The organism is Acinetobacter sp. YH01008, assembly GCF_013420435.1.
Taxonomy (GTDB): Bacteria; Pseudomonadota; Gammaproteobacteria; order Pseudomonadales; family Moraxellaceae; genus Acinetobacter; species Acinetobacter pseudolwoffii.
Genome location: NZ_VOYD01000014.1, coordinates 1 through 19705, shown reverse-complemented (window position 1 = coordinate 19705; position 19705 = coordinate 1). Strand labels below are relative to the sequence as shown.

Sequence of the window (19705 nt, the reverse complement as noted above, 5' to 3'; positions counted from 1 at the left end):
ACTATTGTTCTCCATATAAAAAAGAATCATGCATCAAATTGTCGCTACAAATGGCTTTTAAATTGCATGCATGTGAATTACTCTAAGCACAATTCGTTAAAGGTTTATTTCCGGAATGTCTGACTTTTTGATTGATGAAGAATTACTTGCCGCCATCGATATGGGATCAAATAGCTTTCATTTGGCCATCGCACGTGTAGATCATGGCGAAGTTAAAAAAGTGGCATCAATGTCAGAAAAAGTTCAGCTTGCCGCCGGACTCGATGAAAATAAAAATTTAACCGAAGCTGCACAGCAACGGGGTTTGGCCTGTCTGGCACGTTTTGTCGGACGTTTAGGTGCAGTTCAGCCAAATCGTTTACGGATTGTGGCGACCAATGCCTTGCGTCAAGCCAAAAATGGGCATGAATTTATTCAAAAAGCTGCAGAAATTCTACCCAAACCAATCGAAATTATTGCCGGCCGTGAAGAAGCCCGTCTGATTTATCTCGGGGTTTCGCATACCATGGCCAACAGTGGTCGTCGTCTGGTGGTTGACATCGGTGGCGGTTCGACTGAACTGATTATTGGTGAAGAGTTCGAGCCGATTCATACTGAATCGGTGCAGATGGGCTGTGTCGCCTTTACCAAGGCTTATTTTCAGGATGGTGAGATCAGTGCCAAAGCTTTTGATAAAGCGGTTACTGCGGCGCGTAAAGAAATCTCCGGAATTGCCAATACCTATAAAGAAGCCGGCTGGGATGCGGTGGTCGGTTCCAGTGGCACGATCAAGGCCTGTCGTCAGATTTGTATCAATATGGGCTGGAGCAATGACAAAGAACAGCTCACCCGTGAAGGCCTGGAAAAACTCAAAGACAAACTGCTCAAATATAAATATGTCTCGGATATGGAATTCGAAGGTCTCAAAGAAGACCGCCGCGCGGTATTGCCGGCTGGGATTGCCATTCTCTATGCTGTGTTTGATGTGCTCGGAATTAATCATCTGGTTTATTCGGATGGTGCGCTGCGTGAAGGCGTGATGTATGACTTGCTTGGCCGTTTCAAGCATGAAGATATCCGTGATCGTTCCGTACATGCCCTGATTGGTCGTTATAATGCCGATGCCAAACAGGCCGAGCGTGTGGTCCAGACTGCACAAAAACTGTTTAATGACGTGGAACATGAACTGGGCCTGACGATAGAGGATAGCGATCTGTTACGTCGTGCTGCCTATCTGCATGAGATTGGTTTGGCGATCAGCCATAGTGGTTATCATCGTCATGGTGCCTATTTATTACAACACTCGGATATTGCCGGTTTCTCACAAGTCGACCAAAATCATTTGTCACATTTGGTCGCACACCATCGCCGCAAATTGCGCGTTGATGCCAAGCATGATGTGATGAAAGTCGGTGGATCGAAACTTTTATGGTTATGTTTGCTGCTTCGTCTGTCGGTTTTGGTCAATCACAGTCGTAGTGATGAGATGCTTCCTGCCATTGAACTCAAGGTTGAAAATGCGCAACAATGGCAGCTCAGCGTGTCTGGTGATGCCAAACAATGGCCATTGCTGGTGGCTGAACTGCATGATGAACAGCAGCAATTTAAAAATTGGGAGATTGAACTCTCGATTCAATCCGAACAGTTTGTTAATTAATACCTTTATAGGGATGAAAACGGTTAACCTATGAAAAATAAAGCGACTCCATCAAAAGCATGGGCGACAGTGCAGATTGCACGTCATCCGGAACGTCCACAATTTCTGGACTATGTGGGTGAAATATTCACTGAATTTGATGCTTTACATGGTGACCGCCTATATGGTGATGATGGTGCGATGATCGGTGGTCTGGCGCGTTTTGATGGTCAACCGGTGATGATCGTCGGTCAGCATCGTGGTCGTAGTACCCGTGAAAAATTACAGCATAATTTTGGCATGAGTAACCCTGAGGGTTATCGTAAGGCGCAGCGTCTGTTAGATATGGCTGAACGTTTTAATCTGCCAGTCTTCACCTTTATTGATACCATGGGTGCTTATCCGGGAGTTGGTGCAGAAGAACGTGGTCAGGCTGAAGCCATTGCCACCAGTCTGGCGCAGCTTTCCAATTTGAAAGTACCGGTGATTGCAACTGTACTCGGTGAAGGCGGTTCAGGTGGCGCACTGGGTATTGGTGTGGCAGACCGTGTGGTGATGCTGTCTCACAGTATCTATTCAGTGATTTCACCTGAAGGCTGTGCATCGATTCTTTGGAAAACTGCCGAAAAAGCCGAACAGGCCAGTGAAGCCTTGGCGCTGACTGCAGAAAAACTGCAGAAGATGGGTATTGTAGAATATGTGGTGGATGAGGGTGAAGGTGCTCATTTAAATCCGGATCAGGTCATGAACAGCTTGAAAGCGGTACTGAAAGAAGCCTTAAATGAACTGCAAGCTATGGAACCACAAGCACGATGCGAAGCACGTTACCAGCGTTTAATGAAGTTTGGCAGCGACAATTTAGGTCTGGCATCTTAAAGCAGCTGCAGGAATTTCCTGCAGGAACAAAATTTCTCATCGGATGCAGTGGCGGCGTAGATTCTATGCTGCTTCTGCATCTGATGTTTTTTTTGTGCCCGGGAAAAATTCGGGCAATCTATGTGGATCATCAGCTGCAAAGTATCAGCAGTGCATGGGGCACTTTTGTCCAGCAGCAGTGTCAGCAACTGGATATTCCCTGCATCCTCCAGCCCGTTCATGTGGCTCATGGTAATCTGGAACAGCAAGCGCGTCATTGCCGTTATCAGGCTTATTTACAACATTTGCAAACGGATGAAATTCTGGTGCTGGCGCATCATCAACAGGATCAGGCAGAAACCTTAATGTTACGTTTATTGTCTGGTACTGGCGTGGATGGTTTGGCGGCCATGAAACAGGTTGATGTACGTGAAAATCTCACCATTTGGCGGCCACTGCTGGATATTTCCCGTGAACAGATTTGCCAATGGGCAAAACACTTAAATATTCAAAATATTGAAGATCCGAGCAATGCTGATACCCATTATGACCGGGCCTGGGCACGCCAGACCTTATGGCCAGTTTTGAGTGAACGTTATCCGAAAATGCAGTCTGCGCTGGTACGCACCAGTGAACTGATGCAAGATGCCCAGCAAATTTTGCAAGAAGTGCTACAACAAGATTTACAGGCGTGTGGAACCGATACGCAACTTGATTTGTCTAAACTTCTACAACTTTCAAGATCACGGCAACGCCAGTTACTCTCCGCCTGGATGAAAGGCGAAGCGCAGTATCGTCCCTCTTTAGATATGGTCGAGCGTTTGCAACGCGAGGTGATTCATGCCAAACCCGATGCTCAGGCGGCCTTACACTGGAAAGATTATTACTATGTACGCTATCAGCAGCAACTATATCGTTTGACAGCAGAGGTTTATTTGGCCGAGCAGCAACAGCTTCAAACTGGCCTAAAAACCTTGAAAATTGCGTTAAAAGATCATGTGCAGGTCTTGTCCGGAAAATATGTCATTGAATCTGCAAAGGTGGGTTTATCCGCAGCATTATTGCAGCAGCCCTTATACTTGCAGCAGCGTCAGGGGGGTGAAAAGATCCATCTCTATGGTCGTGTTGGCGCCTGGCCGCTGAAAAAAGCCATTCAGGAAGCGCAAATATTTCCTTGGGTTCGGCATACTATTCAAATATTAAGCACAGATAATGTTATGCTAGGCGTGTTTACCCCTAAAGGATTTTGGTTGGCCCAATCTGCATATTGTGAAGCAGGGGGATGGCTGCCGATTTCGGTTTCTTCAACTTTAGAACTCAACAACGAGCATTAAACATGAGTGCAGCTTTAAATTGTAATATTAGTTTTATTGGTGGCGGTAATATGGCCCAAGCCTTAATTGGTGGCCTGATTTCGCGTGGTTTGCCAACAACACGTATTACAGTTTCTGATCCGGTCGAACAAGTCCGTGCCTTACTGGCGGAAAAAGAAATCAACGTGACCGATGATAATAGCGCTGCAATTCAGGATGCAGATATTGTGGTGTTTGCGGTAAAGCCTCAAGTTTTGGCACAAGTGTTACAGCCTTTAAAAGGTCTGGTCAATGATAAGCTGATTATTTCCATTGTTGCCGGTGCGGAAATAGCGACATTGGCAAGCTTATTGGGGACAGCGCGTATTGTACGGGTCATGCCGAATACGCCAGCCTTGGTACAAACCGGGGCGCATGGTCTATACGCCCATGAAGATGTAGAAAATAGTGACCGTGATTTGGCCAGTCAGGTTTTAGCCTCTACGGGCTTGACCATTTGGGTGAATTCAGAAGCGCAAATTGATGCGGTGACTGCTGTATCGGGTTCGGGGCCGGCTTACTTTTTCTATATGATGGAAAGTATGATTCGTGCGGGCAAAAATTTAGGGCTGGATGAAAAAGTGGCTACGGCGCTGACCTTGCAAACGGCTTTAGGTGCGGCACAAATGGCGATCACCAGTTCGAACACCCCAGCCGAGCTGCGTAAAAATGTGACCTCTCCAAATGGAACGACACAGGCAGCACTTGAAGTCTTCGATCGCGCCCAGATTTCTCAAAATATTCAGGCCGCACTTGCTGCTGCACAAAAACGCAGTCAAGAACTGGCACAAGAGCTCAGTGAAAGCAGCAAATCTTCAGTTTAATTTTTAGGAACGTTCAAGTATGGGTGCAAATTCTGCGCTAATTTTTGGCATTATCATTAACGTCGCGATTTTGCTCGTATTCTTCCGATTTTTAATGCAATTGGCTGCTGTCAGCCCCTACAATCCCGTGGTTCTTTCGACTGTAAAAGCCACTAAAATTGTAGATGTGTTTGGTCGAATTTTCCCAACTTTGGCCAAAGGCCGTGTCAATACTGCCGCTTTGGCATTATTGGTGGTACTGTATTTGCTGAAAATTTTCGGCATGATGTATCTCTCTGGTGGCATGCCGAATGGTCCTGTGCATTTACTGATTTTGACCTTTGTCACCATGATGCAGGACTTGATCCGTTTCTGTCGTTATTTGATTTTCGCTACGATTATCTTAAGTTGGGTGGTGATGTTTACTCAGTCTCGTTCACCGTATATTGAAGTGGTTCAGGAGTTGGCTGAACCATTGCTGGCACCTTTCCGTAAGATTATGCCAAATATGGGGATGATCGATCTCTCTCCAATTTTTGCTATTTTAACCTTGATCATCATTGAAATGATCATGAATCAGGTGGCAATTGTATTGTTGACCGGACTTTAATCGGATTCAAATAAAAAGGACGCTGAGGCGTCCTTTTTATTTGCGCCTCCCTTTTCTAAAGGGAGGTTGGGAGGGGTTTAAATTTCCCCAAACCCCTCTTTTTCAAAGAGGGGCTTTACCTTACATCTTCCAACTCAAAATTATGGACTTCAAGAAAGGCATAGGAATAAGTAAATGAAATTTTCTCTTCCTTTGGGATGAGGACATTGCTTCGTAAGGGAAGAGGGGTTTAAAACCAACCTGCATCCCCTTGCCGAATATATGCCTCATCTCCTATAAGGAGGAAGGGGCTTAGAAGCGCATTAATGCGCCTCATCCCAGTTTTTACCTTTACCGACTTCAACCACCAACGGTACAGAAATCTGCAATACCGATTGCATGACTTCAGCCAGTTTCGGTGCCAGTTCATCGGCAATAGCTTCATCGACTTCAAACACCAGTTCATCGTGGACTTGCAACAGCATTTTGGCCTGATCTTTTGGCAACATCTTGTCGACTTCAATCATTGCTATTTTAATGATATCTGCAGCCGAACCCTGTAGCGGGGCATTAATTGCAGCACGTTCTGCCGCTTTACGCACCATCATATTACGAGCATCAATATCCGGTGTATATAAACGACGACCAGAAACGGTTTCGACAAAACCTTGATCGAGTGCCACCTGACGGGTGCGTTGCATATATTCATAAATCCCCGGATAACGATGGAAATACTGTTTAATGTATTCTTGTGACTCTTGACGAGTAAAGCCCAACTGACGGGTTAGACCGAATTCAGACATGCCATAGAGCAGACCAAAATTCACGGCTTTGGCTTGGCGACGTTGATCATTTGTCACCTCTTCAAAAGCGATGCCCAAAACTTCTGCTGCAGTACGACGATGCACGTCCTGACCGTGATTAAAGGCATGTACCAAGGCTTCGTCTTGGGAAAAATGCGCCATGAGGCGTAATTCAATTTGTGAATAATCGGCAGCGAGCAGCACACGACCTTTCGGTGCTACAAAAGCTTTACGAATTTGACGGCCAATTTTCTCGCGAATGGGAATATTTTGTAAATTTGGATCTGTTGAAGATAGACGACCCGTTGCAGTCAGCGCTTGATGATAACTGGTGTGTACGCGGCCACTGTCATTATTGGCTTGTTTGCATAAACCATCGGTATAGGTGCTTTTCAGTTTAGACAGGCCACGATATTCCAAAATCAATGCGGCAATCGGATGATCCAGTTTTTCTAAAATACTTTCACTGGTGCTGTATTGGCCAGTCGAGGTTTTCTTGCCGCCTTTGAGGCCCAGCTTATCAAACAAAATTTCACCGACTTGTTTTGGTGAGCTGACATTAAAACTTTGGCCTGCTAATTCAATAATCTGGTTTTCCAGATTCTGAATGGTTTGTGCAAATTCTTCACTGAGCTGGTCAAGGAAATGCACATCTAACTGAATGCCATTTTCTTCCATTTTCGTTAATACACGTGCCACCGGCATTTCAATGCGATGCAAAAGCTGACTTAATTCAGGATGGACTTTGAGTTTTTCATCCAAAACTTCATAAAGACGATAAGTGACATGAGCATCTTCAGCAGCATAATGTGCAGCGGTTTCCAGCGGAATCTGGTTAAAGGTTTTCTGTTTGGCTCCTTTACCGGCAACTTGTTCATAGGTCGTGGTCAGATGGCTCAAATACAGACGCGCCACATCATCCATACCATGACGGGTTGCCACAGAATTCAGCACATACGATGCCAGCATGGTATCAAAATACCAGCCTGCCAAATGAATGCCATGGTTTTCCAGTACATGCGCATCGTATTTCAGATGATGCCCAATTTTCTGTACACTGTCATCTTCCAGAATCGGCTTGATCTGTGCCAAGATGACTTCACGATTGAGCTGTTCCGGTGCGCCTTCATAATCATGGGCCAAAGGAACATAGTAGGCATCGTTGGCATCAAAGGCGACCGAGAAGCCGACAATCTGCGCGATACGATAATCCAGACTGGTGGTTTCAGTATCAAAGGCAAAACGTTTTTCGCTACTTAAGCGCGCAAACAGCTTGTCCCAGTCCTGCTGGTTTAACACACTATGATAGGTTGCTTGACCTAGCTGATCATCGCCACTGGTCACAGAAGCATGATCTTCTGTGGTGTCTGGCAGAGTTGCCGGTTTGGCGGTAATGGATCTTGCCGCCTGTTTATAATTTGAATGATTCGGGTTGTTTGGGTGATCTAAGGATTGTAGCTGATTACGAAATTCCAGCTCGGTGTACAAATGACGTAAGGTCTCGACATTCGGCTCACCCAGTTTTAAATCGTCATAACCAAAGTTAAGATCCAGATCGATCACAATACTGGCCAGTTGATGGTCCAGTGCAATGCCATCCACATGCTCTTTAATATTTTGACCAACTTTGCCTTTGATCTTGTCGACATTTTCTAAAATGCCGCCAATCGAACCATATTCGGTTAGCAGTTTTGCCGCGGTTTTGGCACCGACACCCGGCACGCCCATGATGCCATCAGAAGCATCGCCCATCAGGGCCAGATAATCAATAATCTGATTTGGCCATACGCCAAACTTTTCAAACACGCCATCGACATCCAGCGGCTTTTCTTTAAAGCTGTCTTCCAGGGTCACTTTGTCTGTGACCAATTGCGCCATATCTTTATCACCAGTCGAAATCAGCACCTGATGTCCCAGGGCTTCGGCACGTTTGGCCAATGTTCCGATAATGTCATCGGCTTCGGCACCCGGCAAGGTATGCAGGGGAATACCCAGTGCACGAATCAAGGCATGCAAATAAGGAATCTGTTCGGATAATTCCGTCGGCATGCTCGGGCGGTCACCTTTATAAATCGGTGAAAGCTCATGCCGGAACGTCGGTTCTGGCGTATCGAAAATCACCGCCATATGGGTCGGTTGGATCCGACGCATCAGTTTTTGAATAGCAGAAATCGCACCACGAATTGCATTGGTATGTAAACCGGTTGACGTGGTTAATGGTGGCAGTGCGTGAAAGGCACGAAATAAAAAGTAAGAGCCATCGACCAAGACAAATGGTGGCATGTAATCAATTCCTTATTCAAAATACAGCGCTATTGTACGTGATTTTTACTGCGCTCGCTGAGGCGAGTCTGAGTTTACAGCTTAGCGAATATCGGCTGAAGATGAAATAAGCAGCACAAGCTGTTGTATGATGGAATGATTCAGGAAAGAGAAATATAAGAATGGCTGCAGGACGCAATGAGTTACGCATGATCTGGCTGATTACTCTGCTAATTGTCGGGATCAGTGCCTGGTATCTGGATTATCAGATTGTGACTTATCTGTGTGGCGTGGGTTTTCTCTTCAGTGTGATGCAATATGTCAGCGCAGTAGAAGCCCCGCTACAGCAACTGGCTGCACAGCAGCAGAGGTCTCTGGAACGCAATTCAAAAGTTCCTTTATATGTCTCTTCAATTATTGCAATTGTTGGTGGGCTGGCCGAGCTTGACTGGTTGATGGGCATCGGGATTACCGCTTGGGTGTTCTTTTTACTCCGATGGCTGCAACGTCTGGAAGGACGCTTGATACAGTTACAGTCGCAATCTTATTCTGCCGATCCACCACCCTCGACACCACCGAACTGGTCTGATGCTGCACCTGTGACTGCTCAACCGGCTCTAAATTCTCAGTCCACGCCTAATCTCATCGATCAAGTGCAGCGCTGGCTTTTCCAGGGTAATCCGGTCTTAAAAGTCGCCATTAGTATTTTAGTGATCGGGGTTATTTTGTTGCTGCGTTTTGCCACCGAGCACTGGCAGCTGAGTCTGGCTGCTAAATTAGGTCTGGTTGCGCTGGCCAGTTTGTTTGTAACAGGACTGGGCTATCGGCTGATTCCTAAAAACCGCAGTTTTGCTTTGGCGCTGGAAGGATTAGGTTTAGGGAGTCTGTTCCTGACTTTATTCTTTGCCTATTACAATCTGGTGATTCCAACCCTACCGCTGGCAGCATGTGTATTTATCATCATTTTGGCAATGACGCTGTATTTAAGTCTGAAACAGGAAAGTATCGAACTGGCCATAATGGCTTTGCTGATTGCTTATCTGGCGCCGTTTACCTTGCCAATCCGAGATGCTTCCGCTGTTGAGCTGATCAGTTATTACTTGCTGATTAATGTCGGGGTGGCAGTGCTGAGCAGCTTCCGCCCCTGGAAAATTCTCAATCAGATTGCCTTTTTAATTACGGCGATTGTCGGTGGAATGTATAGCCTGATTCATGGTGATACTCATGAGCGTTATGCCATGACTGCGCTGATTCTGGCGCATAGTGCGCTGTTTATCTGGCTGGGTTTTCGTTTTAGCCAGTTGCTGGCACGACAGGATTTGTCCCGTTTTCAGCTAAAACCGGTACTCGACTTGGCCTTGATTTTTGCCGCACCGATTACTGCTTATATTTTTCTGTATCTGATTCACTTTAATCAGCCCGATCAAAAACTCTGGCAAGCCGGTCTAAGTCTGTTGTTCGCAGGGGTCTTTGCCACTTGTTGGACTTTATTGCGCCAAAAACAAACGATTCAGCTTATTTCACAAAGTTATCTGAGTCTGATGCTAATTTTTCTGGCACTGGTGCCACCGATCTTATTGACCGAACAATGGAGTGTGGTTGGTTGGGCTGTGGAAGGGGTACTAATTTATCTGTGGGCCTTAGAGAAAAATGTCCGGGTGGCGCATTATTTAAGTATGGGCTTATTGTTGATGGCCGGATTTAGCAGCCTGTATTATCTGGTCGAAATCAATCCCACACCGCGGATGATTTTCTGGATTTTGAGTCTGTGTTATGTGGCAGTGGTGGCGATCAGTCAGCTTAAAGAAAAATACCAGCAGCAACTGGATAGTCTGAGTGTCAGTTTTTTAAGTACTTTAAGTGTTGCAGCCAGTTTAATGCTCTTTGCCTTGCTGGAAGATGAATTTTCGAGTCAGCAAGCCTATGTGTTGAGTTTATTCATCATCACACTGGGCTATGTGCTGTTGAATGAAATGATTCTGCGCAAAAATCAGCAATGGTCCTGGTTGCTACCGAAGTGGAGTGGTATCTCACCCTTGCTGGTCATTGCAGTGATTCTGACACTGGATCGCAGTCAAAATGCGGTGATTGTCTGGGATAGCGGTCTGGAGCGCGGGGTTTTTGCCCTTTCGGCGATGCTATTAGCGATTCTGTGGCTCAGACCGCTGGCTGGTTTGCAGCTATCCAAAGAATGGATGAGTTTGGGCGTTTTTAGCAGTTTGGCTTTGGCCAGTCTGTGTCTGATCCCGAGCATGCCTTATTTCAGTATGGTGATCTTACCTTTATTGTTTTGCCTGTGGTGCTATCGACAGGACCTGCAATCAGGCTGGCAGCAGCTTTGGCAAACCAAGTGTTGTTTATTGCTGATGGCCACTTGGCTGGTATGTTCACAGTTATTTAGTCAGCAAGCATTCCAGTATTACTGGTTGCCGATTCTGAATCCTTTTGACCTGATCAGTATCGCCATGTTTGCCAGTTTTATCTGGATGCTGTTGCAACAGATTAAGGTTGGCCGTGATAAGGGCATGATCGCAGTCTTGATGGTGTTGAGCCTGTTATGGCTTTCCAGTTATATGGTTTTAAGAGCTTTACATGTGTATTTACACACGCCGTTTAATGATATGGAGCTATGGGGTAATGCGACGGTGCAACTCAGCTTGACTGTACTTTGGGTATTACTGGCCTGGATCACCATGTGGACGGCAACCTTAAAAAACCTGAAGCCGATGTGGATTTTAGGCGGCAGTATTCTGGTGGTTGTGACCTTAAAATTGGTGCTCTTTGACCTGTCGCATATTGGCACCCTGACGCGAGTCATTTCCTTCTTGCTGGCAGGTGGGGTGATGCTGCTGATTGCCTATATTGCACCGATGCCAGAGAAAACTGATTGAATCCTCTCCCTAAGCCTCTCCTTTAAAAAGGAGAGGGAATCGAAGGGTTATTTTAGATCAGGCTCTCTTTTGAGGGCCTTGTCATTGGCGTATTGGTCAATATCAACATTCTCTAAGGGGCGAGATAATGGATGGTCGACAAAGCCCATTTTCGGCACTGGAATTTCAATCTGATTATCGACAAAGCCATTACGAATCCGTTCCTGCATTTCATCGCGTACTTTCAGATAATTTTCCTGCTGGCACCAGATCGCAAATAACAACTCGATGGATGATTCACGAAAGGCGGTAACGGTGACTGCAGGTTTCGGGTCAGCCAAAACTAATGGATACTTATTGGCGACATCCAGCAGCACTTCTCGTACTTTAATAATATCTTCGTGGAAATTGATCGCCAGCGTAATCGGAATACGCCGTATCGGAAATTTTGACAGGTTCTGTACCGGTGCCCGAATCAGCTGTTCATTCGGCAAACGTACATAGATATTATCCTGCGTGAGGAGTTTGACTGAAAGCAGGTCAATCGAAATCACTTCACCTTCAATGGTATGCCCACGAATCAAGGTGATTTGAATAGTATCGCCGACTTCGAAAGAACCCTCACCAATCAGGAACAGACCGCTGATCAGGTTGGATGCCGAGGTTTGTGACGCAAAACCCAAGGCTACGGTGAGAATCCCGGCAGCCCCGAGGAAGACACTCAGTTTAAAACCGGCTTCTTTCAGGCTGGCCATTACAAACAGCAGGAAAATAAAATAGAAAATCCCGCGGCGCCAGACCAGCTTCTGATGGGCATTAAAACGTACACCAATGGTCCGAATAAAGGTATTGGAAATAAAGCGCGCAATCAGGAAACCAATAAAACATAACACCACCGCGACCAAAATTTCGGTTAAACGGTCGGTATTGATATTGGTAAATACTCCCTTCAGGCTGTTGGTGACTTCGGTCGGAATATTTGAACTTGGCATCAGACGCCCTTAGAAAAATGAATCAAACATATTAAATAAAGCGCCCGCCGGATCACGCGGTGGATGCAGATAGGCGACTTCACCGGCATTTGGCGGGGTACGGTTCTCCACCCGAATACGCGGTGGACGGTCCGAACTTTCATGCAAGACCCGGATTTGTGAGGTCCATAAGCGACCGGTACTTTCACTGTAAAAAAGCGGCAGGGCAGGTACCGGAACATTCATCCGGTCAAAGCGCAATTGCTGGTTACTGGTATTGTGAAACTCAATCGGCGTGACTGCACGAAAGGCCCGCGGATGTAACTGTTTCAGTTCGGTTCTGCCATCGACTGCAGTGGCATAGCAGATTTCCCCCGAGCGATGATTCGGTCCAAACCAGGTGTCTTTTGGCAAGATTATCGGCAAGTCGAAAATCGGTTCACGTTGACCCTCAATAAAACCGGCAATCCATAAAGGCGTACTGATATAAAGCGTACCGCGCTGTCCGGCAGGAATATAAATCGGATCGACCGGCTTGATCACCACAGATCGGTCTGCAAGGCGAGGCATCAGTTGCAATTTGTTTTGTGTGGATTTGAACATATAGCGTTCAATTTTCATGGGCGGTGGAAAGGCAAAATTCGGATCATCAATCTGATGCCATTGCTGCTCATAATCGTATTGCACAGAAGGACGGAAATATTCCAGTCGCCATTCCTGAATCCCTCGGGTCAGACGAAACAGCAAGGAGCCAAACTGCCAGGCTTTAGACTGATTTATTTCAAAATTCTGTTCCCCCCACCAGCGCATTTTTGCTGTATTCGGGATTAATTCATCTTTATCTTGCGGCAATCTTGGCACCCTTTCTTGCTAAATCTTTGAAAACATACTTCACGCTGTCATATGCTTAGAGTACACTCAATTTAAATTTTTTCATCATTATTATAATCTGCGATGCAAGTACTTAAACAATTACAAATCCCATATAGCTTTGCCAAGCGCCATGGTGTGCTGTTGCGTTATGAGGGAGATCAGGCCTTTATTCTGCGTCGTGACAATACCTCGATGCTTGCATTGCAGGAAGCTCGCCGTCTGCTCGGTTATCCGGCTCATTTTCAGCTGTGTAGTGACCAGGAATTTAACCAGTTACTTAGTTCCAGTTTTGCCGGCGATAGCGGGGAATCACAGCAGGTGGCTGCCGGCCTGGAAGATCATCCGGATTTACTCAGTCTGGCCGATTCCGTACCTGAAGCTGAAGACCTGATGGATCAGGAAGATGATGCGCCAATTGTACGTCTGATCAATGCACTATTATCCGAAGCGATTCGTGTCGGGGCTTCCGATATTCATATTGAATCTTTTGAGAAAAAACTGTCGGTGCGTTTACGGGTCGATGGCCAGTTACGCGAAATTGTCCAGCCACGCCGTGAACTGGCACCGCTTCTGGTTTCACGTATTAAAGTCATGGCCAAACTGGATATTGCCGAAAAACGTATCCCACAAGATGGCCGTATTTCCTTGCGCCTGGCTGGTCGTGAAGTTGATGTGCGTGTATCCACTTTGCCATCTTCTTATGGTGAACGTGTGGTGATGCGTCTGCTGGACAAGCAGGCCGGCCGTTTAAACATGACCCATTTGGGCTTGATGAATAATGACTATGATCGACTCAAGACCTTAGTACATCGCCCGCACGGGATTATTCTGGTGACCGGCCCGACCGGTTCGGGTAAAACCACCACTTTATATGCGGCGCTTTCAGACTTGAATGATGGTTCCAAAAACATCCTCACGGCTGAAGATCCGATAGAATATCAGCTGGAAGGCATTGGACAAACGCAGGTCAATACCAAAGTGGATATGACCTTTGCCCGTGCATTAAAAGCCATGTTACGTCAGGACCCGGATGTAGTGATGGTTGGTGAGATTCGTGATCTGGAAACGGCAGAAATTGCCGTGCAGGCTTCATTGACGGGGCATCTGGTTTTATCAACCTTGCATACCAATACCGCCATTGGTGCAGTGACCCGTCTGAAAGATATGGGCATTGAGCCATTTTTGCTGTCCAGTTCTTTAATTGGAGTAATTGCCCAACGTCTGGTGCGTACCTTGTGTCCACATTGCGCGACCTGGCATGAAGCAGATGCTTTCGAAAAGAATCTATTTGGCAATATTGAGCATCCCCAAGAGTTAAGATTACCGCAACCTCAAGGCTGTGAACGTTGTGGCAATACTGGCTTTAGTGGTCGTACCGCGATTTATGAAATTGTGCCAGTCGATGATCACATGCGCCGCTTGATTCATGGCAATGCGGCCGAATACGAAATAGAAAACTATGCACGGCAGCAATCCGGTTCGATTCGGGATGATGGTCTGCGCAAGGTATTGGCAGGGAAAACTACCATTGAAGAAGTGTTACGGGTCACCAATGAAGCAGCAGAATAATTTTCTAATCTGCTGCTTTTAATGACTTGTCCTCAGGATATCTGGATATTTACCAGAGGCTGACGATTTTTTTCATCAGTTGGGCCCGAAAAGGTGCAGTCGGATTACCCGGATTCCGCTGAGTTTCATTTTCATAGAAGGTCTGCCAGGCCTGCGCCATTTCTAAAGTAACCCCATCCTGTTTCATTTTTTCAACATCGGTTATGGTGACACGCTGGAAACGGACTTCGGCATCTTTGGGGCCAGCACCCCAACCAATGATACCTTTACCAAATTCAGGCAGAATCATATTGTTGGGTGTTGCAGGAATGGGCAGACGTTCAATCTCGGCATTAACTACAGATTTTACTTGGGGGTGAACTTTTTCTGAAATTTGCAGCTCTGCAAAAGAGGCAGTCGCAATGCTGAACAGGAGAGAACTAGAAATAAATAATTTAAACATAAGGTGATTTAAAATAAATTATTGCAAATAAGAATCATTATATATAAGTATTAAGATTTTTGCTTTTGTTTTGAAAATAGAATTGGCCTTTAAGGGAAGATGCAGCGATTAAAATTTTATAATAGCGCTCTAGCTATCCTGAAGCATTTTTTCAGGATAGCGGTTGAATCGAAAAATTAAGTAATGACGTTTAAGTTCACATCAATATTATTGCGGGTTGCATTTGAATACGGACAGACAATATGCGCGGCATCTACCAGTTTTTGCGCTTCTTGCTGATCCATACCTTCAAGATGGATATTTAAAGTCACCTCAATACCAAACCCGGTCGGAATTGGACCAATTCCTACATCACCCTCGATATAAGCATCTTTACTCATATTCAGTTTGTCACGATTGGCAACAAATTTCATCGCACCCAAGAAACATGCCGAATAACCTGCGGCAAAGAGCTGTTCAGGGTTGGTTCCACCACCAGGTCCCCCCATTTCTTTGGGCACGGCCAATTGTACATCTAAAATCTGATCGTCAGAGGTGGCGCGGCCATCACGACCACCTGTGGCTTTGGCATGTGCGGTATAGACGGCTTTTTCTAATGACATGAGCTTAATCCCTATTTATTGTTCATGGAGCTTCTATGCTCGGCGATTTTGCCTGAAGAATAAGCAGGGATTTTGTTAATTTATGCAAGTATCCGGGCAGGTTTCTTAAGAAAGTTGTAGCAGTTTACGATGTTGCATTAAAGGCATGGATTCACGGATTTTTTGCTGTTCACTTAAATCAAAGTCCACCGTAATCAAATGTGCGCCATCAGCATGGATCATATTCAACAGTTGGCCGCGGCTATTGGTGGCAGCTGCATGCCCCCAAGTCTGACGTTTTTCACCATGCCAGCCTTGTTGAGCAGCGCCAAGTACCGAACACTGGCTATCCATGGCACGGGTTTGCAGCAATAACTGCCAGTGCATTTCACCGGTGGTATAGGTAAATGCAGAAGGCGCAGTCAGGAGATTTGCACCCTTAGCACGTAAGCTTAAAGCCAGTTCTGGAAAGCGCAGGTCATAACAGACCATCAAGCCGATATTGCCAAAAGGAGTCTTGGCAACGACCACATCTGTGCCGGGTTCAAAGAATTTAGACTCCTGATAACCACCGACAGCATCGCCGACTTGCACATCAAACAAATGAATTTTGTCATAACGCGCTTCGGTTCGTTCAGGACTGATACACAGACTGACAGTACGCACCCGGCCATCTTGAATGATTGAACCATCCGGACGATAAGGGCAGGGCAAAGTCCCGGCCACAATCCAGGTTTGATATTGATGGGCAAGTTGTTCCAGACGTTGTTGAATGACTTCAAATTGTGCAGCAGTTTCGCGTTGTTTGCCTGCTGCGAAACAGACGAAATTTTCCGGGAAAACAATTAACTCAGCACCATTGGCCTTACTTTGTTGAATTAAAGACTCAATCTCCACAAAATTGGCGTCAATTTCATTTTGAGAATTCATTTGTGCAACAGAAAGTAAAGTCATGCGGTCCTCTTATATAGTCGTTATACCTTTTGCTCGGAGATTTTATCTAAATTGTCTTGCTCTTTCTGTAACTGTTTGACTAAAGGTTCAAACATATTCTGGTTGCTTTGATTTAGCTTCATCAAGGTTTTATGCGCATCCAGAACGGTATTGAGCATATTTTGATGCGTCACATGTTCTTCCATCAGCGCACGGGTGCAGACATTCGGATCGCCACAATAATTCAGAATCACAAACACCTGGCTCAGTCCCATACTGTTGGCCAAAGTAGTAATGTCGGAATTGGTAGAAAGCATAACAGCTTGAATATTATGTACTTGCTTGAGTTTCAGTCCTAACTTGGCCAAAACACCGAGTACGGTACTGTCAATAAAACTGGTTTCGGTGAGATCAACGATAGCGCCAACTACGTTGTCCTGCTGTTCAATTTTGTTCAGTAATTTGTCTAGACTAATACAAGATTGGGCACGCACTTCGCCGATAAGCTTAAAAATATGCGTTCCATTCAGACTTGCATATTCAACATGACCTGTTGACATATAAATGCCATTTGCAGAGAAGGATATTAAATTATCCCATAGGGTGTATTGATACTCAAGTAGCTGAAAGTGGTAATCAAATTAAGTGCTTATAAAGTCTGTAAATATACTGCTAATTTACGCGGATAAAGCTTAAAAAGGCGATATCGTCGGCCACATGTTCTGGAGCCTGAAATGACTCATTCTGCAAGTGATGTAATAATTGCGAAAATTGCTCATTTAATCCACCATCAAAGGGTTCCAGTGCACCATCTGAACAGATGATAAAACGGGCATTAGGGCTTAATACCCATTCGTTTTCTTCAACCTCAAGCTCTTCGGTCAGACCTAAAGGGAAGCTGCTGGTAGAGAAAATCTTAGGCTCTTGATTGGGTTCAAATATAATCGGTGGGGGATAATGTCCGGCACTGGACCATTTTAATACATGGGTTTCCAGATTTAAAATCCCGGCAATCATGGTGATGTGCTTTTCAATATTTTCCTGCATTAGCATGCCGTTAAGCTTTTTAATCAGCTCGCGCGGCGTTTTGGAGCGACCGTGAAAAGCAGCCATCCAGGACGTGAGTAAACTACTGGTGACGCCATGTCCAGATACATCGGCCAAATAGAAAATCACTTCTTTGTCGCTAATTTTCCAGTAATCATACCAATCTCCTGAAAGATAGGCTGAAGGCTGAAAATAAGTTTCGACCTCATAATTGGTCAGTTTAATCGGGTTGGGTAACAATCTTTTTTGTAGTTCTGCCGCAGAAGGCAGATCACGGCTATCTTGGTTACGTTTATATTGCGCATCAATTTTTTGCAGCGCCAGGTCAGGATTTTCAGGAAGTTTATTCCAGATCCAGCCTGCCAGCGCCCCTTGCTCCCAAGCCTGAGCCAACGCTGTGCCTTCATGCTCTAAGGCCAGCACAATGGTAGGCAGATTCCACTTATATTTCAGATAGTCATGTACATCTGCAATTGCGATAATCGTAGAATCATACAGCTCATGATCATCCAGATAGATCATCTGAATATGCGGAAGCGTATCAAGTACCTGATCTAAATAGGGAATATCACGAGTCGGTTGAATGAAATACATAAAAAAGTGATTCGATCTCAGGGTTGGTTATACGATGTACTATAACAAGCAAGGTATTGCTAGCGAACAGATTTCACTAGCAATCATACATCAAGCATGAACTTAAAGATCTTCTTCTGAAGATTCAATATTGTTCTCATCAAAAGGTACATCTTCAGAACTATCTTCTTCGAAGTCATCTTCTAGGAATAGGGTATCTTGTTCTGTACCTTTCTTTTCAGCAATCGCGTAGTTGGTGCGTTGCAAGTAAATATCCCGAATCTGGGCATAACGATCACCGGTCAGCACCCCTTCAACATCCAGTATTTCCGAGCGGTTATCAATGGCACGCCAGAACTGGTCGGTCCAGTAAAGCCCATCTTCATCTTCGAGAAGATATTTTTGTGGGCGGGTTTGACTATCTACAGCAGTACCAATCACCCCACGCACTGAACTTGGGCCTAAAAATGGCAACATAATATAAGGACCAGACGCAACACCATAATAACCCAAAGTAGTTCCAAATCTCTCGTCTTCATGACTTAAACCAAGGCGACGTGCCGGATCAGCCAAACCTAAGGTCGTTAAAGTATTAATGGTAAAACGTCCCAAGGATTTTGCTGCGCGGGTCGGACGGCCCTGAATCAGCTGATTGACTACATTCCAGGGTTCACCCAGGTTATTACGGAAATTGGTGTAGCTACCGCGGACATCCTGTGGAACTTTCTCAACATACTGAACAGCTATAGGACGTACCACAGTACGGTCAATCGCATCATTAAACTGATAAATCTTTCTATTTAACGGTTGGAAAGGATCTTTGACTTCTTCAGCCTGTGCTGCACTGGCATCGACTTTTAGCTGTGTCTGTAATTGTTGTGCCTTGGCCGATATTTTGGTTCTGAGTGGCGTTTTCAAAGATTCATTTTCCACATCCGTGTTGACCTCTGCGAAAACATGTACGCTTGATACTAGAGAAAATAAGCATATAGATAAGTAAATAGAACGATGCATAAGGAAACCCGAGGCCTTGTCTGAGTAAAGAGCACTACTTATTAGTATAAAAATAATAAACGTTATATTCACGAATAGACATCATTTAAGCAAATTTGTATAAAAAATGAATGAAAATACACAAAAAGAGTAAAAAATGTACATGCAAAATAATTTTCTTGAAAAAGGTGTTGCAAGCGCTCTGAAATGCTGTAGAATGCACATCCATCGGCAGTGATGAAGATTAAAACTTCTGATAAAACAGTAACTTAGCACGAAGTGTTAAGATTGGGTTTTGTAGGTTAAGTTTAAATTAATTTGAATTACGGATTGACACTTTAGAAATTCAGTGTAATATAGCCGACCTAGCTTGCTGGTGACGAATCAGCAAGAAGATCCTTAAGAGCTTATGAAGAACAACTTGTGTGGATTTTTACTGGTTGATCGATCGAAATTATTTTCATTGATTGATGGTAGAAATGACTCGAAGTTTATTTGAGAAATATTTGTCAGAAAATTGATGAGCCAAGATTGGTGTCCTTTAGGCACTACTGATTTTAAACTGAAGAGTTTG

Annotated in this window: 16 protein-coding genes; 7 read left to right on the top strand and 9 right to left on the bottom strand. The window is 45.1% G+C overall.

Going from position 1 to position 19705, the window contains the following annotated elements; genetic code table 11:
* Positions 1-115: 115 nt before the first annotated feature.
* The 5 genes from ppx to FTT75_RS09380 are packed head-to-tail and all read left to right on the top strand — an operon-like array spanning position 116 to position 5235.
* Complete coding sequence (ppx, locus tag FTT75_RS09400; RefSeq protein WP_005095810.1) at positions 116-1636, top strand: exopolyphosphatase; 1521 nt, start codon at positions 116-118, stop codon at positions 1634-1636.
* Between the two features lie 30 nt (positions 1637-1666).
* Entirely contained in the window at positions 1667-2491 is an 825-nt protein-coding gene (locus FTT75_RS09395; RefSeq protein ID WP_180186307.1) for an acetyl-CoA carboxylase carboxyltransferase subunit alpha, read from the top strand.
* Positions 2428-3804 carry a tRNA lysidine(34) synthetase TilS gene (gene tilS, locus FTT75_RS09390; protein WP_180186306.1) on the top strand — a complete coding sequence of 459 codons (1377 nt, stop codon included), beginning with the start codon at positions 2428-2430 and terminating at the stop codon, positions 3802-3804. The genes FTT75_RS09395 and tilS overlap by 64 nt, the downstream gene beginning before the upstream one ends.
* Positions 3805-3806: 2 nt before the next feature.
* Positions 3807-4646 (top strand): pyrroline-5-carboxylate reductase, encoded by an 840-nt coding sequence (proC, locus tag FTT75_RS09385; RefSeq protein WP_005095818.1) that lies wholly within the window; start codon positions 3807-3809, stop codon positions 4644-4646.
* Positions 4647-4665: 19 nt separating this feature from the next.
* The gene (locus FTT75_RS09380) at positions 4666-5235 is read left to right on the top strand and encodes a YggT family protein (protein WP_005095820.1); all 570 of its coding nucleotides are present in this window, start codon (positions 4666-4668) and stop codon (positions 5233-5235) included.
* A 302-nt stretch (positions 5236-5537) separates the two neighbouring features.
* Here the strand turns inward: FTT75_RS09380 and polA are convergent, their stop codons facing one another.
* A complete protein-coding gene (gene polA, locus FTT75_RS09375; RefSeq protein WP_180186305.1) occupies positions 5538-8300 on the bottom strand; it encodes a DNA polymerase I in 2763 nt (920 codons plus the stop codon).
* A 161-nt stretch (positions 8301-8461) separates the two neighbouring features.
* On the opposite strand from polA, the gene FTT75_RS09370 reads away from it, so the two are divergent.
* Positions 8462-11170 (top strand): DUF2339 domain-containing protein, encoded by a 2709-nt coding sequence (locus FTT75_RS09370; protein WP_180186304.1) that lies wholly within the window; start codon positions 8462-8464, stop codon positions 11168-11170.
* A gap of 47 nt (positions 11171-11217) precedes the next feature.
* Here FTT75_RS09370 and FTT75_RS09365 read toward each other — a convergent pair whose 3' ends face one another.
* Together FTT75_RS09365 and FTT75_RS09360 are read right to left on the bottom strand one after the other, a co-directional pair.
* Positions 11218-12141, bottom strand: a complete 924-nt coding sequence (locus FTT75_RS09365) for a mechanosensitive ion channel family protein (RefSeq protein ID WP_005095828.1) — start codon at positions 12139-12141, stop codon at positions 11218-11220.
* 9 nt (positions 12142-12150) lie between these two features.
* Positions 12151-12930 carry a hypothetical protein gene (locus FTT75_RS09360; RefSeq protein WP_180186328.1) on the bottom strand — a complete coding sequence of 260 codons (780 nt, stop codon included), beginning with the start codon at positions 12928-12930 and terminating at the stop codon, positions 12151-12153.
* Positions 12931-13074: 144 nt separating this feature from the next.
* Here FTT75_RS09360 and gspE point away from each other — a divergent pair, with 144 nt between their 5' ends.
* Complete coding sequence (gene gspE / locus FTT75_RS09355; RefSeq protein ID WP_180186303.1) at positions 13075-14562, top strand: type II secretion system ATPase GspE; 1488 nt, start codon at positions 13075-13077, stop codon at positions 14560-14562.
* Between the two features lie 49 nt (positions 14563-14611).
* On the opposite strand, the gene FTT75_RS09350 is transcribed toward gspE, so the two are convergent.
* From FTT75_RS09350 to FTT75_RS09325, 6 genes are all read right to left on the bottom strand, one after another.
* Positions 14612-15004, bottom strand: coding sequence for a DUF4951 domain-containing protein (locus tag FTT75_RS09350; protein ID WP_180186302.1), 393 nt, complete (start codon positions 15002-15004; stop codon positions 14612-14614).
* A gap of 176 nt (positions 15005-15180) precedes the next feature.
* A complete protein-coding gene (locus tag FTT75_RS09345) occupies positions 15181-15606 on the bottom strand; it encodes an organic hydroperoxide resistance protein (RefSeq protein WP_005095836.1) in 426 nt (141 codons plus the stop codon).
* Positions 15607-15711: 105 nt separating this feature from the next.
* Entirely contained in the window at positions 15712-16539 is an 828-nt protein-coding gene (locus tag FTT75_RS09340; protein ID WP_159138730.1) for a carbon-nitrogen hydrolase family protein, read from the bottom strand.
* A 20-nt stretch (positions 16540-16559) separates the two neighbouring features.
* Positions 16560-17078: an anti-anti-sigma factor GigB gene (gigB, locus tag FTT75_RS09335; RefSeq protein WP_004647542.1), complete on the bottom strand. Its 519-nt coding sequence runs from the start codon at positions 17076-17078 to the stop codon at positions 16560-16562.
* Between the two features lie 112 nt (positions 17079-17190).
* A complete protein-coding gene (gigA, locus tag FTT75_RS09330) occupies positions 17191-18159 on the bottom strand; it encodes an RsbU family protein phosphatase GigA (protein WP_005095839.1) in 969 nt (322 codons plus the stop codon).
* Positions 18160-18261: 102 nt separating this feature from the next.
* Positions 18262-19152, bottom strand: coding sequence for a VacJ family lipoprotein (locus FTT75_RS09325; protein ID WP_005095841.1), 891 nt, complete (start codon positions 19150-19152; stop codon positions 18262-18264).
* Between the last annotated feature and the right edge of the window lie 553 nt (positions 19153-19705).

Coding starts and splice junctions, on each gene's coding strand:
- ppx (WP_005095810.1), top strand. CDS start 116: ATGTCTGACTTTTTGATTGATGAAGAATTACTTGCCGCCATCGATATG.
- FTT75_RS09395 (WP_180186307.1), top strand. CDS start 1,667: ATGAAAAATAAAGCGACTCCATCAAAAGCATGGGCGACAGTGCAGATT.
- tilS (WP_180186306.1), top strand. CDS start 2,428: ATGCGAAGCACGTTACCAGCGTTTAATGAAGTTTGGCAGCGACAATTT.
- proC (WP_005095818.1), top strand. CDS start 3,807: ATGAGTGCAGCTTTAAATTGTAATATTAGTTTTATTGGTGGCGGTAAT.
- FTT75_RS09380 (WP_005095820.1), top strand. CDS start 4,666: ATGGGTGCAAATTCTGCGCTAATTTTTGGCATTATCATTAACGTCGCG.
- polA (WP_180186305.1), bottom strand. CDS start 8,300: ATGCCACCATTTGTCTTGGTCGATGGCTCTTACTTTTTATTTCGTGCC.
- FTT75_RS09370 (WP_180186304.1), top strand. CDS start 8,462: ATGGCTGCAGGACGCAATGAGTTACGCATGATCTGGCTGATTACTCTG.
- FTT75_RS09365 (WP_005095828.1), bottom strand. CDS start 12,141: ATGCCAAGTTCAAATATTCCGACCGAAGTCACCAACAGCCTGAAGGGA.
- FTT75_RS09360 (WP_180186328.1), bottom strand. CDS start 12,930: ATGCGCTGGTGGGGGGAACAGAATTTTGAAATAAATCAGTCTAAAGCC.
- gspE (WP_180186303.1), top strand. CDS start 13,075: ATGCAAGTACTTAAACAATTACAAATCCCATATAGCTTTGCCAAGCGC.
- FTT75_RS09350 (WP_180186302.1), bottom strand. CDS start 15,004: ATGTTTAAATTATTTATTTCTAGTTCTCTCCTGTTCAGCATTGCGACT.
- FTT75_RS09345 (WP_005095836.1), bottom strand. CDS start 15,606: ATGTCATTAGAAAAAGCCGTCTATACCGCACATGCCAAAGCCACAGGT.
- FTT75_RS09340 (WP_159138730.1), bottom strand. CDS start 16,539: ATGACTTTACTTTCTGTTGCACAAATGAATTCTCAAAATGAAATTGAC.
- gigB (WP_004647542.1), bottom strand. CDS start 17,078: ATGTCAACAGGTCATGTTGAATATGCAAGTCTGAATGGAACGCATATT.
- gigA (WP_005095839.1), bottom strand. CDS start 18,159: ATGTATTTCATTCAACCGACTCGTGATATTCCCTATTTAGATCAGGTA.
- FTT75_RS09325 (WP_005095841.1), bottom strand. CDS start 19,152: ATGCATCGTTCTATTTACTTATCTATATGCTTATTTTCTCTAGTATCA.